This is a genomic window from Ruegeria sp. CDSC068, assembly GCF_059610545.1.
In genome coordinates, this window is sequence record NZ_JBXWNV010000001.1 from 24,523 (window position 1) to 39,736 (window position 15,214).

The 15,214-nt window shown below is 53.6% G+C and carries 13 protein-coding genes; 12 read left to right on the forward strand and 1 reads right to left on the reverse strand.

Annotated features, from left to right (window positions below; genetic code table 11):
• Nucleotides 1–832 precede the first annotated feature (832 nt).
• Together AC2FID_RS00105 and AC2FID_RS00110 are read left to right on the forward strand one after the other, a co-directional pair.
• The gene (locus tag AC2FID_RS00105; RefSeq protein ID WP_496834833.1) at nucleotides 833–2,521 is read left to right on the forward strand and encodes an adenylate/guanylate cyclase domain-containing protein; all 1,689 of its coding nucleotides are present in this window, start codon (nucleotides 833–835) and stop codon (nucleotides 2,519–2,521) included.
• A gap of 190 nt (nucleotides 2,522–2,711) precedes the next feature.
• Entirely contained in the window at nucleotides 2,712–3,419 is a 708-nt protein-coding gene (locus tag AC2FID_RS00110) for an IS6 family transposase (RefSeq protein WP_496834835.1), read from the forward strand.
• Nucleotides 3,420–3,497: 78 nt separating this feature from the next.
• On the opposite strand, the gene AC2FID_RS00115 is transcribed toward AC2FID_RS00110, so the two are convergent.
• Nucleotides 3,498–4,277, reverse strand: coding sequence for an MOSC domain-containing protein (locus AC2FID_RS00115; protein WP_496834770.1), 780 nt, complete (start codon nucleotides 4,275–4,277; stop codon nucleotides 3,498–3,500).
• A gap of 400 nt (nucleotides 4,278–4,677) precedes the next feature.
• Here AC2FID_RS00115 and AC2FID_RS00120 point away from each other — a divergent pair, with 400 nt between their 5' ends.
• The 10 genes from AC2FID_RS00120 to AC2FID_RS00165 all read left to right on the forward strand — a co-directional run bounded on the left by AC2FID_RS00120 (nucleotide 4,678) and on the right by AC2FID_RS00165 (nucleotide 15,167).
• Entirely contained in the window at nucleotides 4,678–5,997 is a 1,320-nt protein-coding gene (locus AC2FID_RS00120; RefSeq protein ID WP_282168719.1) for an ABC transporter substrate-binding protein, read from the forward strand.
• A gap of 79 nt (nucleotides 5,998–6,076) precedes the next feature.
• Nucleotides 6,077–7,024: a carbohydrate ABC transporter permease gene (locus tag AC2FID_RS00125; RefSeq protein WP_058274730.1), complete on the forward strand. Its 948-nt coding sequence runs from the start codon at nucleotides 6,077–6,079 to the stop codon at nucleotides 7,022–7,024.
• Nucleotides 7,021–7,959 (forward strand): carbohydrate ABC transporter permease, encoded by a 939-nt coding sequence (locus AC2FID_RS00130; protein WP_010442361.1) that lies wholly within the window; start codon nucleotides 7,021–7,023, stop codon nucleotides 7,957–7,959. Before AC2FID_RS00125 ends, AC2FID_RS00130 begins: the two co-directional genes overlap by 4 nt.
• Nucleotides 7,956–8,144 carry a hypothetical protein gene (locus tag AC2FID_RS00135; RefSeq protein ID WP_058274732.1) on the forward strand — a complete coding sequence of 63 codons (189 nt, stop codon included), beginning with the start codon at nucleotides 7,956–7,958 and terminating at the stop codon, nucleotides 8,142–8,144. The genes AC2FID_RS00130 and AC2FID_RS00135 overlap by 4 nt, the downstream gene beginning before the upstream one ends.
• A gap of 2 nt (nucleotides 8,145–8,146) precedes the next feature.
• Nucleotides 8,147–9,244, forward strand: coding sequence for an ABC transporter ATP-binding protein (locus AC2FID_RS00140; RefSeq protein ID WP_058276129.1), 1,098 nt, complete (start codon nucleotides 8,147–8,149; stop codon nucleotides 9,242–9,244).
• Nucleotides 9,237–10,229 (forward strand): ABC transporter ATP-binding protein, encoded by a 993-nt coding sequence (locus AC2FID_RS00145; RefSeq protein ID WP_496700081.1) that lies wholly within the window; start codon nucleotides 9,237–9,239, stop codon nucleotides 10,227–10,229. Before AC2FID_RS00140 ends, AC2FID_RS00145 begins: the two co-directional genes overlap by 8 nt.
• 11 nt (nucleotides 10,230–10,240) lie before the next feature.
• Nucleotides 10,241–11,863 (forward strand): dihydroxyacetone kinase subunit DhaK, encoded by a 1,623-nt coding sequence (locus tag AC2FID_RS00150; protein ID WP_282168716.1) that lies wholly within the window; start codon nucleotides 10,241–10,243, stop codon nucleotides 11,861–11,863.
• Nucleotides 11,864–11,915: 52 nt separating this feature from the next.
• Complete coding sequence (locus AC2FID_RS00155; RefSeq protein WP_496834838.1) at nucleotides 11,916–12,929, forward strand: LacI family DNA-binding transcriptional regulator; 1,014 nt, start codon at nucleotides 11,916–11,918, stop codon at nucleotides 12,927–12,929.
• Between the two features lie 28 nt (nucleotides 12,930–12,957).
• Nucleotides 12,958–14,013 carry a sugar phosphate isomerase/epimerase family protein gene (locus tag AC2FID_RS00160; RefSeq protein ID WP_282168714.1) on the forward strand — a complete coding sequence of 352 codons (1,056 nt, stop codon included), beginning with the start codon at nucleotides 12,958–12,960 and terminating at the stop codon, nucleotides 14,011–14,013.
• Nucleotides 14,013–15,167, forward strand: coding sequence for a Gfo/Idh/MocA family protein (locus AC2FID_RS00165; RefSeq protein WP_282168713.1), 1,155 nt, complete (start codon nucleotides 14,013–14,015; stop codon nucleotides 15,165–15,167). Before AC2FID_RS00160 ends, AC2FID_RS00165 begins: the two co-directional genes overlap by 1 nt.
• Nucleotides 15,168–15,214: the final 47 nt, after the last annotated feature.

Here is a 15,214-nt window from a genome sequence, read left to right on the forward strand (position 1 = left end):
CGAACAACTAGTCGATAGGACACTAAACTTTGGATGATCCTTGCGATCATCCTCAGTAATCTCTGTCGTCGTTTTTAAGTCTAAATCAACGTTTCACTTTTTTGAGTGATTTAACCCACGAATAGCGCTTGCTTTACTCGCATAAAAGTTTGACCGCCTCATGTTCAACGACGGTTGTCAGTGGAAAACGGCAGAGAACCAACAACTCACATGAAATTATTGCGATTCATCTATTTGTCAAAGTTTCGTCGTGTGCAAATCCGCCCCGGAAGTCTTCGTCCTGATAGATCAAAGGCCAATCATGCACTAACTTTCAATTTGGACCACTAAAATTGGGCGGCTCAGTTCGACCAACGCGCTAGAAGCGGCCGTAATCGCGAATTGGGTTGGGCGCACCCAGAGCAGGCCATCGCTTTAGACCGTGGGCAACTTTGCGTAGCCAAAATTTTGAGACCTTCCTATTTAATGTCCGGTTTGCACTGTTTGCGGTCCTCCGGTGAAAGCGGGCCAATGGCCGCAAAGTCCGCAGAGTGGTCGTTCGTACCAACTGCCGCGAATGACCGCTACGAGCCCAAAGCGGAATTGCTTTGCCACGAACATTGGCAGCTAAAGAAACGCAAGTAACTAACTCCGCGGATATGAAGGTGACCGTTTGCTGAATGCGCGACAGGTATTTGAGCATTACCTTTTTAGTTGTGCGTGTATGCCTGTACCTGTGCTTTCTATTCATTAAGGCTTTTCAAAATCTGACGAATGGGCTGACAGAAGCAACCCACCGAGCTAACTTCATTGCAAAGAGGAGGGGTGAATGGGAAGACGTCTCACGACGGTATTGGCCGCCGACATTGTGGGCTATTCCGCGCTGATGGATCAGGACCGTACTGGCACAGTCGCTGCATTAAAGACATTCCGCGAGGACACGTTTCTCCCGATCGTGGAAGATACCAATGGTTCACTGATCAAAAGCATGGGCGACGGCTGGATCGTCGAGTTTCAATCACCATCTGAAGCAGCAGCTTGCGCGATTGCAGTTCAGTCCGCCCACAAACCTGACCACATCAAACTGCGCATCGGGGTTCACACAGGGGAAGTGGTAACCGATGGCGATGACATTTTCGGCGACGGCATCAATGTTGCGGCGCGTCTGGAGGCTCTCGCGAAGCCGGGACAAGTGCTCTTTTCAGATATGTCACATAACAGCCTTGACCGTAACGATGCGGGATTATTCGACGGCGGAGAGCAAACCGAACTGAAAAACATCACGCGGCATGTTGGAATCTGGTGTTGGCCAAAGGGTACGAAAGCCAATCTCGCGATCAAAGCGGATGTGAGGCCGGGAATCGCAGTGCTCCCATTCGACAATATGTCGGGTGATCCGGAGCAGGAGTTCTTTGCCGATGGCATAACGGAAGACATCATAACTGAGCTATCTCGGTTTCGTTGGTTGATGGTCGTCGCACGAAACTCTTCTTTTTCTTATAAGGGGAAAAGCTCGGACATCCGCGACGTGGGCCGCGACTTAGGGGTTCGGTATGTACTGGAAGGCTCCGTTCGGCGTTCCGGGCAGCGCGTCCGCATCACGGGACAGCTCATAGATACCGAAAATGGGAGCCATTTGTGGGCGGACCGCTTTGACGGTGTGCTCGACGACATCTTTGATCTTCAAGATCAAGTCACCGAAGACGTAGTTACAGCTATTGAACCATCGGTGCGGCACGCTGAAACAAATCGTGCGCGTGCAAAACCCACCAAGGACTTACAGGCATACGAGCTCTACCTCCGAGCTTTATCACATTTCCACTTGCTGACTGACCAAGACAACATAGAGGCAATACGACTGACAAAACTGGCTTTGGATCGAGATCCGGAATACGCCTCCGCAGCGGGCTTGCTTGCATGGCTTCATATCCAACGTCTTGTGCAAGGTTTGGAACCTGTAGATCAGGGGCCCAAGTCAGCTGTCGCGGCCGCAGAGCAGGTGCTGCGGAGCGATCGCGCGGACGGCATTGCAAAGGCTTATGCCGCGCATTCGATCTCTATGCTGGCACAAGACCTGTCCCGCGCGCGGACAGCCTTTAAGGAAGCATTGTCGGAAAATCCCAACGCGGCGACGGTCCACATGCTCGCCGCTGCAAATCTTTATTTGCTGAATCGCCCTGACAAGGCGCTGGAACATGCAGTCCGGTCTGTCGAACTCAGCCCGGGTGATCCATTGCGGCACGCCGCTTTCATGGGACAGGGTGCCGCCTTGTTTCACTTGGGACGTTATGAGGAAGCCGCGCAGGCCTGTCGCGAAGCCTTGGCTGTGCGTGCAACCTTCCTGATGAGCCACCTGATGCTGATTGCCTCGCTCGCTGAGCTCGATGACATAGATGCGGCAAAAACAGCGGCTGTCAAATTGAACGAAATCGCTCCGAATGCGGCTTCGATAACCGAGACAACACGTTTACCATTATTCTCTATTCCAACCTGCGCTGATCGCTGGCGCAGCGGGTGGAAAAAAGCAGGGTTGCAAGTGTGAAGGCAAACGGTCCCCCCCCCCGGTTCCGACAACCATGCATTCGGTAAAGGATATTTCGCCTTTGTCTTGAAAATCAGTCGCTGACCAAAACTCTGCCTGGCTGGCCCTCCTCATGGACACGGAACACCAAAATGGTCTTGTCAGAAGAACTTTGCTTGAGCGGGGTAGGGCAGTTGCGTAGCTTTTGCCCATGACCAGACCTGCCTCATTCAAATACTTTAAAACCAGTCCCGAGATCATCCGCCTTGCGGTGATGCTGTACATCCGTTTCCCGCTCTCGCTTCGGAATGTCGAAGATCTGCTGCACGAGCGAGGCATCGACGTGAGCCACGAAACTGTCCGATATTGGTGGAACAGGTTTGGCCCGATGTTTGCTGCTGAGATAAGGCGGAAGCGTGTTCAGCAGCTGCGCGCGTTCTCGAAATGGAAGTGGCACGTGGACGAGGTTTTCGTGAAGGTGAATGGCAAGAGACACTACCTCTGGCGGGCCGTCGATCACGAAGGCGAGGTACTGGAAGCCGTTGTCACCAAAAGCCGAAACAAAGCTGCAGCACTGAAATTCCTTAAGAAATTGATGAGGCGATACGGTAAAGCGGAAACCGTCGTCACGGATCGCTTCGCATCGTACCGGGTCGCTCTCAGAGAGCTTGGTGCTACCGAAAAACAAAGGACGGGCAGGTGGCTCAACAACCGCGTCGAGAACTCGCACCTGCCTTTCCGACGAAGAGAACGCGCGATGCAGCGTTTCAGGCGCATGCGAAGTTTACAGAAATTCGCCTCCGTCCATTCCTCCGTTTACAACCACTTCAACCAGGAAAGATCGCTAGCCAGTCGAGACACCTTCAAGCTGACCCGCGCCGCCGCTCTTAGCGAGTGGCGTCAACTTTGTTCCGGATAAGTTCGCGATTTCCGCGGCAAACTGAGGCTAGTTCAAATTAGTCTGACAGCACCCCGCTGAGATTATTTCGAATTTGTTCTACGGCGACCACATTCCAAGTTGTCCTACGTTAAGAGTTCCGCTGTCTTTCACCTCTGCATAAACGCCCATATCCATGTGGCCCAAGTGTTTTCGAATAAGGAACGGGATTCTCATGTCTCGTTCGGCTGTTTCTGGGTTAACTTCAGTGGCGGCGCATCTTTTTGTTCGCGAGATAATTTTTAATTTCACGTCGCCAAACACCAAGGTAAAGCCGACAGAGTCCAATTCGGAAAACGGTGGTAACCCCTCCAATTCAATATTCGCGCGAAACCTTGCCGGGTGTAATTCCACGTTTAGCTGTCTACCAAGCGCGTCGACAGAGGCCAGGTTGAGAATAGAAATAGCGTTCATCATTTTTGGCGACACGACCGAAACGTCCGTAAATCGATGTGGGTAGGAAGAGACAAACACTGGCGGCTCGGGGTCCCTTAGACCGAGTGTGTTGTAGAGGAAAGTCGCCGCGTCCCTTTGCCCCTTTGGCTCACGCGTTTCGAAGTGGTGAGTTTTCACTCCTACTTTAATTTCCAGCAGCTGGTTTTGAGCGTCGAATTTAGTTTGGAGACCGGCCAGACCTGCTTCATTCAAAAGCACAACAAAGCGGTCTTTTTCCAGCGGTTTCGGATTAAGGGTGTCGAAACCGGAGTTGTAGCGAGCAAAGCCAAAAAGGCGGTCACCAGGAATGCCTTCTCCCGCCAGCAGGTTAACGGTGCTTAGTGGTTCCGGACTCAAACCTTTGATAGGGTAGCGGTTCATCCGCACAATGTTGAGTTCGTTCATTCGTGGGATCCTGATTTGTCGAGATATTCCGGCGGTGGGGCTAGCAAGCGCTCTTCAAACTATCCCAATTTAACTCCTTGGATGAACGTCTAGAATATGGTTTCGGCACTATCTTTGGTGGGTTCGGGTTGGCAATCTAAAGCCTTCGGCGTCGCGATTTAAAGCATAGACGCGTTCAATTTCGAATTCCTTCTCCCTTTTCGCATAATGATTCTGAGGGGGCGGGGCGGTGAAATATGTAATAAAAGCAACTTAGTATTGATCATTGTCAAGGTAGATTTAACGGCTCTGAGGTACGAACCTCAAAAATTTCTGGACTTGAGGTGCGTACCTCAAATAGCCTTGGAGGTATGCCGCGATTCGCACATCCTCGATTGACGGCGAAAAAAGGGAGGAATGGATGACTTACACAAAACTGGCTTCGGTCAGCGCAATAGTCCTTGCCGCTACTACTCTTTCTACCAAGGCAAATGCTGAAGATCTGACACTATGTTGGGCGGCATGGGACCCGGCCAACGCGCTTGTCGAACTATCAAAGGAATTCGAAGCAGAATCCGGCCACACAATGAATTTCGAATTTGTTCCTTGGCCAAATTTTGCGGACAGGATGCTGAACGAACTGAACTCCGGCGGTAAGCTCTGCGACCTGCTGATTGGTGATAGCCAATGGATCGGCGGTGGCGCTGAGAATGGCCACTATGTCCAGCTGAACGACTTCTTCGATGCTGAAAGCATCAGCATGGACGATTTCGCACCTGCAACAGTTTACGCTTATTCGACCTGGCCCAAGGGTACACCAAATTACTACGCGCTGCCCGCGATGGGCGATGCGAATGGTTGGTTCTACCGCAAGGATTGGTTCGAAAACCCTGAAATCCAAGCCGCGTACAAAGAAGCGACTGGTCAGGACCTACGCGAGCCTCAGTCTCAGAAAGAGTTGTTGCAGATCGCGCAGTTCTTCCAAGGTCGTGAAATCGACGGCAAGACTGTGTATGGGGCTGCAATCTTTACCGAGCGCGGCTCGGAAGGCATCACCATGGGTGTCACCGGGGCCCTGTATCCGTGGGGTTTCAAATACGAAAACACTCCTGGCTCATATGATATGGAAGGCGCCGTAAACTCACCGGAAGCGGTTGAGGCTCTGGAATTCTACAAAGAATTCTACAAAACGGCGACGCCTCCGGGATACACCAACTCTTACATGGGTGAGAGCTTGGATGCATTTAAATCCGGTCAAGTCGCCATGGCTATGAACTGGTTTGCGTTCTTCCCGGGTCTTTACGCCGATCCCAATACCGGCGGTGACAAGATCGACTTCTTTGTGAACCCACCGCAAAATCAGGCAGGCTCGACACTGGGCGGACAAGGAATTTCTGTTGTCAGCTACTCGGATAACCAGGACGCCGCACTTGAGTACATAAAGTGGTTCGCGCAGCCGGAAGTTCAGGCCAAATGGTGGGAACTTGGCGGTTACTCGGCACATAACTCGGTGCTTGAAGATCCTGGTTTCGTGGACAGCCAACCGTTTGCCGGTGATTTCCTAGAAGCAATGGGTGGAGTACAGGATTTCTGGCAGGAGCCTGCCTATGCGGAACTCCTGCTGGCAATGCAGAAACGCATCCACGACTACGTTGTTGCCGACCAAGGCACAGCTCAAGAAGCGCTTGATCTTTTGATCGAAGATTGGACGGAAGTCTTCGAAGACGAAGGTAAGCTGTAACCCGGACGCAGGCAGGAGCGGGTGCGAACCCGCTCCACCTTCTCCCGTGTGTCGTAATCCAACAAGAACTGGCAATGAGATGTCTGACAGGTCCGTAAATCGCGTTGCGCAGGCAACGCCCGAGCGAGTTGCGCGAAAAATCAGGGGTTTATCCGACCGCGCGATCGCATGGATATTCATCTCCCCAACGATATTTCTACTGCTGGCAATCAACATCTTTCCGTTGATCTGGACCATCAAACTTAGCTTTACCAACTACAAGGCCAATCGGATCGGGCGCGAGGTCAAAGACGTTGGCTTCAAGAATTACGAGCGTATCCTAACCGACTCTGACACCTGGCTGAATATGCAGGCGACGGCGCATTTTCTATTCTGGACGATCTTCTTTCAGGTTCTGATCGGGTTCACTTTGGCGTGGCTGATCAACAAGAAGTTTAAGGGCAATGACCTTTGGACCACGATCATTGTGTTACCGATGATGCTGTCCCCGGCCGTTGTCGGGAACTTCTGGAAGTTCCTGTATCAGCCACAGATCGGCCTGTTCAATTACATCGTGTCCTGGTTCACCGGCAAGGAGCCGTCGAGCTTTGAGATGTTAGGCTCAGTAACTTTGGCCCCATGGGCGATCGTCATTGTTGATACATGGATGTGGACGCCGTTTGTTATGCTAATTTGCCTAGCCGGGCTGCGCAGCATTCCCGACTATATCTACGAGGCTGCCGAGATCGACCGGGCCAGCAAGCTGCGGCAGTTCCTCACGATTACTATCCCGATGGTGCTGCCATTTCTGATGCTCGCGGTGCTGTTTCGTGGGATCGAGAACTTTAAGATGTTCGACTTAGTGGTTCAGCTCACCGGCGGAGGGCCGGGTTCTGTAACGGAACTCACTTCGATCAATCTCAAGCGGGAGGCGTTTGAGAAGTGGCGCACCGGCTATGCCTCGGCCTATGCGATCATCCTTTTCGTCACCGTGTTCGGCCTTGCGTCGATCTACGTCAAAGCCCTGAACAAGGTGAAACAGAGATGAGTAGCTTTTCCGTCACCGAACCTTCGAACCGGTCCAAGTGGATCGCAGGCTTCTTGGTCATCACTTATGCGCTGATCACGATGATCCCGTTGGTGTGGATCTTGCTGACTGGCTTCAAATCGCCAGCCGATGCGATCAGCTATCCACCCAAGGTGGTTTTTGACCCGACGCTAGAAGGCTATGTCAACCTTTTCACCACACGCACACGGCAAACGCAGGAGTTTCTGGAAGCCAATCCACCGCAGAATTGGGCCGATGAGATCGTACGCCAATACGACATGGTGATCGTTGGACCATCCAAGTTCGGTGAGCGCTTTATGAACTCAGTCATCATCGGGTTTGGATCAACGTTCCTGAGTATTTTTCTTGGCACTTTGGCGGCCTATGCCTTCAGTAGGTTCAAGGTCCCGCTTAAAGACGACCTTCTGTTCTTCATCCTCAGTACAAGAATGATGCCCCCGGTTGCTGTCGCCATCCCAATCTTCCTGATGTTCAGAAATCTTGGGCTCAGCGATACGCACTTGGGAATGATCCTGCTGTACACGGGCGTGAACATTTCTCTGGCAGTGTGGTTGCTGAAAGGGTTCATCGACGAAATCCCAAGAGAGTACGAAGAAGCCGCTCTCATAGATGGCTACACACGCTTTCAGGCATTTTACAAAGTGGTGCTGCCACAAGCCGCGACCGGCATAGCCTCGACGGCTATCTTCTGCCTCATCTTCGCATGGAATGAATATGCATTTGCCGTACTGCTTACCTCTGCAAATGCGCAGACCGCGCCGCCATTCATCCCAACCATTATCGGTATCGGCGGTCTGGACTGGCCTGCTGTGGCGGCTGGAGCAACGATCTTCCTGATCCCGGTTATGATTTTCACCATCCTGATGCGCAAACACCTGCTGCGTGGGATCACATTCGGAGCCGTACGCAAATGAGCGAATTTCTTACCGGATTGATGCGGCTTCGCCGCGGCCCATGGGAAATGGTCGCAACCATCCTTATCGCACTGGGTGTCTTCATGCTGATGCAGCCCTTTGTCCTTTGGGCTTTCACCTACTCTTTCATCGTTACGCTGATCGGAACCGTTATGTTCATCATCGTCAGCCACTTCCCGGAGTAGAAATGGCCCAGATCATAGTCAAAAACGTAAAAAAGATGTTCGGCGACTTCACGGCTGTACGCGAAAGCTCGTTCACGATTGAGGATGGTGAGTTCTTCATGCTGCTGGGGCCATCCGGTTGCGGAAAGACGACGACTCTGCGGATGATCGCAGGTTTGGAACTTCCAACGTCGGGTGAAATCTACCTGGACGGTGAAGAAATCAGCCAGCGGCCACCCTCAGAGCGAGACATTGCCTTCGTGTTCCAGATGTTCGCGCTGTATCCACACATGAATGTGCGTAAGAATATCAGCTACCCTCTGATATCACAGGGTATGCCGCGCGCCGCCGTAAATTCTAAAATCGAGGAAGTCGCGGGAATTCTAGGGATAAACGACATACTCGATAGCCCTGTAGGTGGACTTTCAGGCGGCGATCGGCAGCGCGTAGCGCTCGGTCGCGCGATTGTTCGTGACCCCAAGGCATTCATGATGGACGAACCTCTTGGTGCACTTGATGCAGAGTTTCGTGAACACATGGCCGAAGAACTGCGCGCGCTTCATGACCGTATGGGTGCGACCACTGTTTACGTTACACACGACCAGTTGGAAGCCATGCAAATGGGCGACAAAATCGTAGTGATGAACAATGCTGTGATCGAGCAATTCGGCACGCCTCAGGAGATTTACGACAAACCCGCTACGATGTTTGTAGCTAACTTTATCGGGTCTCCGTCGATGAACTTCCTGCCATTTCAGGGAAAGGTCGAACCTGGCACTGAAATGGTTCGCCTGAACGGGCATGACGAACCTGTTCCCAAACTGATGGAAGGGGCTGAAGGTGACTTGGTTTTTGGTGTCCGCCCCGAGCATGTTTTTCTATCGGATGCAAGCGCCTACCGGGCCAAGGTCCTGGCCGCAGAATATTTGGGAACTACCCAGATCGTGACATTGCAAAGCCCGAACGGTGAGCTGAAAGCCCGAATTGATGCACGCGAAGTCGTTAGCCCTGGCGAGACCGTGGGATTGGAGTTCCGCTCACCCGCAGTAACCCTTTTTGAAAAATCTACCGGACGCGCGTTGAGGTCCGCTCTGAACGACGAGGTGCTGAGCAATGGCTGAAGTCGTTTTGGAGAGTATCTCGAAGTCATTCGGCAATCTTAAAGCGGTGGATGATATCTCAATGACGATCCCCAACGGTGCCTTTGTGGTGTTGTTGGGCCCGACCGGCGCGGGAAAAACAACAACACTGAGATTGATATCCGGACTTGAGAAACTGGATTCAGGAACAGTGCGCATTGGCGGGCGTGACGTTGGAATAGATACACCCGCCCAGCGCGATGTGGCGATGGTCTTCCAGCAATACTCGCTGTACCCGCATATGACAGTGCGTGAAAACCTGTCTTTCCCTCTGCGTTCGCCGATCCTGAAGACGCCAGAGGATGAAATCGCGAGGAAGGTCAACGAAGTCTCGGAGATCCTCCAGATCCCACACAAACTGGACAACAAAGCCACAGAGCTGTCTGGCGGTGAAATGCAGCGGGTGTCAATTGGGCGGGCGCTGGTGCGCGATCCACAGATATTTCTCATGGACGAACCGCTCAGTTCGTTGGATGCCAAGCTGCGGGCGGATTTGCGTGTGGAGCTAAAAAGAATTCAAGCGGATCTGGGGTCTACGCTTTTGTATGTGACCCATGATCAGGTCGAGGCCATGACGATGGCTACGCATATCGGCGTGCTGGAAGAGGGCAGGTTGGTGCAATACGGCACGCCTCGAGATATTTATGAAAACCCCCGCAGCGTGTATGTCGCGAGCCGGTTGGGTTTGCCGCGCATCAACATTCTGCCATCCAACTTGTTTGGTGGGGATCACAAAGGCCCTCAGATTGGCCTGCGCCCTGAGAACATCCTGGAAGGCGAGGGTAGTGATGCTCGTGTGATCCGTGCCGAGCACCTTGGTGACCAAACGCGATTGCACTTGGATTTGAATGGCCACACGGTCGTGACCTTGATTGATGTCCACCAGGACTACCCTGCCGGGCAAACGATAAAGATTCGTCCTCATAACCCGTTGTATTTCGACGCCTCCGGCGCGCGCGTGGCATAAGGAGCAAAAGCATGGCCCAGTTCCTCAACACAAAAGAAACCCTTGTAACAGAGGCGATAGACGGCCTTTTGGCCTCTTCTGGCGGCGCATTGACTCGGTTGGACGGTTACCCGCATATCAAGGTGGTTTACCGCTCGGACTGGGACAAATCGAAGGTTGCGTTGGTCTCTGGTGGAGGGTCCGGACACGAGCCCGCTCATGCGGGTTTTGTCGGGGCTGGAATGCTGACCGCCGCTGTTTGCGGAGAGGTGTTTGCATCCCCATCGGTCGAAGCGGTTCTTGCTGGTATTCTCGCCGTGACCGGTGAGGCGGGGTGTTTGCTGATCGTCAAGAATTACACGGGCGATCGGTTGAACTTCGGGCTCGCTGCAGAACGTGCCCGCGCCTTGGGGCGCAAAGTTGAGATGGTGGTGGTGGATGACGACATCGCCTTGCCGGACCTACCGCAACCGCGCGGTGTGGCAGGGACCTTGTTCGTACACAAAATTGCCGGCGCGCTTGCGGAAGATGGCGCTGATCTGGACACCGTGACCAAGGCTGCAAAAAGCGTCATCGATAAAGTGGTCAGCATCGGGATGAGCCTGGACACCTGCACTGTACCGGGGTCTCCGAAAGAGAACAGGATTGCGCCGGGCAAAGCTGAATTGGGCTTGGGTATCCATGGCGAACCGGGTGTCGAACAGGTGGAATTTGCCAATGCGGTCACAGCAATGTCCACCGTCGTGGAAAAGTTAAAACAACGGGTCGGTGCGGGGGAGTGTGTTGCGTTGGTCAACAACCTCGGGTCGACAACCCCTTTGGAAATGTCCGTGCTGACGCACGCTTTGTCCGAGACTGGTTTGACGAGTCACGTTATTGGTCCTGCGCCAATGATGACATCGCTGGACATGCATGGGTTCTCTGTCTCTGTGTTGCCCGTCAGCGAAGGCGAATTGTCGGCGCTTGAAGCTCAGGTCGGTCTGGTGGCATGGCCCGGCGTCAATTCTATTGGTCCAGTTCAAGTTGCACCTTTGCCTGATGGCTTGACCCCGATTGATCCTATTCCTTCGAACAATCCAGCCACAAAGGAAACGATTACGCGATTGTCCGAATTGCTGATAAATGCCGAGAAAGACCTGAACGAATTGGATGCCAAATCAGGTGACGGAGACACCGGTAGCACATTGGCAACTGCGGCGAGGGCATTGCAGGGTAGCCTGGACCGAATGCCCCTTGCGGATCTGACACAACTCTTCCCCGCTTTGGGCAACGAACTCAGCCAGACAATGGGCGGTTCTTCGGGCGTGATCCTTGCTATCTTTTTTAATGCTTCTGGAGACGCCTGCGCCAGTGGCGCGTCGATCCCGAAATCCCTTGTGGAAGGTTTGAACCGCGTTAGCCAAGTTGGCGGGGCCAAAGTTGGGGACAGAACGATGATCGATGCGTTGGCTCCCGCGCTGGACGCTTTGCCTTTGGGTTTGGCTCAAGCTGCACAGGCGGCGCGCGAAGGTGCAGACAGTACGGCAAATATTCACCGTGCCAAGGCCGGTCGGGCCGCCTATGTTCCCGAGGAAAACCTAATGGGAAATAACGATCCTGGCGCTGAAGCCGTCGCCTTGCTGTTCGAGGGGTTGGCGCAGGAGATTAAAGGCTGAACGACTCGTGGAAGACCAAAAACACAAACTAAAATTGGTGAATAAGCCAACTGTGAATGACATCGCGCGCGTTGCGGGTGTTAGCTTGGCAACCGTTGATCGAGTCCTGAACAGGCGACCAGGCGTTCGGGCCGTGACCGTAGAAAAGGTTCAACAGGCAATCAATGAGCTTGGCTATGTCCGCGACACCGCTGCAGCTAACCTTGCGCGACAGCGTATCTATAACTTCTTGTTCGTGCTGCCCGATACCGACAACGAGTTTGTCGAAGCGCTCAGCAAGCAGATCGTTGAACAGTCACGCGACCAGTTAATTGAGCGGACGCGTATGAAAATTCAACAGGTGGCTCCGTTTGATCCTCAGGAAATTGTCGAGATTCTGGATGCGCTGGACAGTCGCGATATTGATGGCGTCGCCGTTTTCGGACCCGAAACGCCTTCGGTCCGGGATGCCGTGAAAAGAGCCCGGGACAAAGGCGTTCCGGTGGTGGCTTTGGTGTCTGACCTGCCTAGCTCGGACAGGGACCATTTCATTGGAATTGACAATGTTTCGGCAGGTCGTACGGCAGCTCAACTGATGGGGCGCTTTGTGCATCGCAAGGGAAAAGTGCTGGTGCTGACAGGTTCGCGCCTGGCGCGAGATCATTTGGAACGGCGCCAGGGATTTGATCTGGTTATCGTCGAGGATTTTCCGCATCTCGAAGTAGTGGCGTCGGTCGAAGGTCGCGATGACCCTGAGCTAATCTACAAGATGATGCCCGAGATTTTTGAGACCTACCCGGATCTCGTCGGGATCTACTCTTCCGCTGCTGGCAACGCCGGACTGATCCAGTTTCTGTCTGACGGCAATATCAGCAAGGATCTGGTGATTATTGCTCACGAGCTTACGCCGCTGAGCCGCGAAGCGCTGAGTCGCGGGACTTTTGATGCGTTGATCTCACAGGATTCAGGCCACTTGGTCCGATCTGCGGTTCGTCTACTGCGCGCAACATCTGACAAGGTTCCGTTCAACAAAGCGCAAGAGCGCATTCGTATCGATATCTATCTGAAGGAAAATTTGCCGCCATAGAGGCATCGGTTTTTGGGGAGGAGACATTATGAAAACGATAAAAGGCCCGGCGTTGTTTCTGGCACAGTTTGCCGGAGATGAAGCGCCCTTCAATTCGTGGGACGCCATCACCAAATGGGCGGCGGATTGCGGCTATAAAGGCGTTCAGGTGCCCAGTTGGGATAGCCGGTTGTTTGATCTTGAAACCGCCGCCTCTAGCACGGACTACTGTGACGAGTTCAAGGGTAAGGCTAAAGAAAACGGCGTAGACGTCACCGAGTTGTCCACGCATCTTCAGGGCCAACTTGTAGCCGTGCACCCCGCCTACGACACAGCTTTCGACGGCTTCGCCGCCGAAAGCGTTAGAGGGAACCCGAAAGCCCGGCAGGAATGGGCGGTGGATCAGGTCAAGAAGGCGCTGTCAGCCTCCAAGAATTTGGGGATATCAGCGCACGCGACATTCTCTGGCGCACTGGCCTGGCCCTATGTCTACCCTTGGCCGCAACGTCCTGCAGGTCTGATCGAAACGGCGTTTGATGAACTGGCCAGCCGTTGGATGCCAATTCTGGATCACGCGGAAGACTGCGGCGTCGATGTGTGCTATGAAATCCATCCGGGCGAAGACCTGCATGACGGTGTGACCTTTGAGATGTTCCTCGAACGGACAAGCAACCATGCTCGGGCATGTATGTTGTACGACCCGTCACATTATGTCCTGCAATGTCTCGATTATCTGGACAATATCGACATCTACAAAGACCGGATCCGGATGTTTCATGTCAAAGACGCCGAGTTCAACCCGACCGGTCGGCAGGGCGTGTATTCCGGTTATCAAGGCTGGGTTGATCGGGCAGGAAGGTTCCGGTCGCTTGGCGATGGTCAGGTCGACTTCGGGGCTGTGTTCTCCAAAATGGCGGCGAACGACTTTGACGGCTGGGCTGTGGTAGAATGGGAGTGTTGTCTGAAACACCCTGAGGACGGGGCGCGTGAAGGCGCGCAGTTCGTGTCCGATCACATTATCCGCGTGACCGAGAAAGCCTTTGACGACTTTGCGGATGGTGGCGCAGACGAGGCGGCCAATCGGAAAATGCTGGGGATAGACTGATGGTAACTGGACGCAGTGAAGAAACATCTGGCCGCATTCGCCTTGGCATGGTTGGCGGCGGCAATGATGCGTTCATAGGCGGTGTGCATCGAATTGCCGCTCGCTTAGACGACAAGTTCGAGTTGGTCGCAGGTGCTTTGTCTTCAACGCCGGAGAAATCCAGGGAAAGCGGTGCGGTGTTGGGACTCGACCGGGTCTACGACGATTTCAAGCAGATGGCGATCAGAGAGGCGCGTTTGAAATCGGGGATAGAGGCAGTCTCGATCGTCACGCCCAATCACATTCACTACGCCGCCGCGCGCGAGTTCCTGAAGCGCGGCATTCATGTGATTTGCGATAAACCCCTCACCTCGACCCTTGTGGATGCCAAGAAGCTGGTCAAGGCGGCAGAGAGTTCCGGTGCGCTGTTCATTCTGACCCACAATTATACCGGCTACCCCATGGTCCGTCAGGCGCGTGAGATGGTCGCCAATGGGGAGATCGGCAAAATCCGCGTGGTTCAGGTTGAATATCCGCAGGATTGGTTGACCGAGCAGCAGGACTTCAAACAGGCCGAATGGCGAACCGATCCTGAGCGTTCCGGCACAGGGGGGTCGACCGGTGACATCGGAACCCATGCTTATAACATCGCCTGCTTTGTGACAGGTCTGAAACCGGAGAGCCTCGCAGCTGACTTGCAGGCCTTCGTGCCAGGACGCAAAGTCGATGACAATGCGCATGTCCTGTTGCGGTTCGAAGGCGGCGCGCGCGGGATGCTGTGGTCGTCCCAAGTTGCCCCTGGAAACGAAAACGCCCTGCGATTGCGCGTATATGGTGAAAAGGGTGGGCTTGAATGGGCGCAGGAAGACCCGAACTATCTTTGGTTTACGCCTTATGGCGAACCAAAACGTCTGATCACCCGAAATGGGGCCGGAGCCGGGGATGCCGCCAATCGGCTGAGCAGGGTGCCTCCGGGTCATCCGGAAGGGTATCTGGAGGGGTTTGCAAACATCTATAGTGAAGCTGCGGATGCCATTATAGCGTTTCGAAGTGGGAATTCGCCTGATCCGTCGGTGATCTATCCCACCGTTCAGGATGGGTTGAATGGTGTCAGGTTCGTCGCAGCTTGTGTGCAAAGCTCTGCAAGAAATGCAGCTTGGGTAAAGTTGGAGTAGCGCGATACTCGCCTTGACAGGGCGTCATCCATAATTAATTTTACCAA

Coding starts and splice junctions, on each gene's coding strand:
- AC2FID_RS00110 (WP_496834835.1), top strand. CDS start 2,712: ATGACCAGACCTGCCTCATTCAAATACTTTAAAACCAGTCCCGAGATC.
- AC2FID_RS00115 (WP_496834770.1), bottom strand. CDS start 4,277: ATGAACGAACTCAACATTGTGCGGATGAACCGCTACCCTATCAAAGGT.
- AC2FID_RS00120 (WP_282168719.1), top strand. CDS start 4,678: ATGACTTACACAAAACTGGCTTCGGTCAGCGCAATAGTCCTTGCCGCT.
- AC2FID_RS00125 (WP_058274730.1), top strand. CDS start 6,077: ATGTCTGACAGGTCCGTAAATCGCGTTGCGCAGGCAACGCCCGAGCGA.
- AC2FID_RS00130 (WP_010442361.1), top strand. CDS start 7,021: ATGAGTAGCTTTTCCGTCACCGAACCTTCGAACCGGTCCAAGTGGATC.
- AC2FID_RS00135 (WP_058274732.1), top strand. CDS start 7,956: ATGAGCGAATTTCTTACCGGATTGATGCGGCTTCGCCGCGGCCCATGG.
- AC2FID_RS00140 (WP_058276129.1), top strand. CDS start 8,147: ATGGCCCAGATCATAGTCAAAAACGTAAAAAAGATGTTCGGCGACTTC.
- AC2FID_RS00145 (WP_496700081.1), top strand. CDS start 9,237: ATGGCTGAAGTCGTTTTGGAGAGTATCTCGAAGTCATTCGGCAATCTT.
- AC2FID_RS00150 (WP_282168716.1), top strand. CDS start 10,241: ATGGCCCAGTTCCTCAACACAAAAGAAACCCTTGTAACAGAGGCGATA.
- AC2FID_RS00160 (WP_282168714.1), top strand. CDS start 12,958: ATGAAAACGATAAAAGGCCCGGCGTTGTTTCTGGCACAGTTTGCCGGA.
- AC2FID_RS00165 (WP_282168713.1), top strand. CDS start 14,013: ATGGTAACTGGACGCAGTGAAGAAACATCTGGCCGCATTCGCCTTGGC.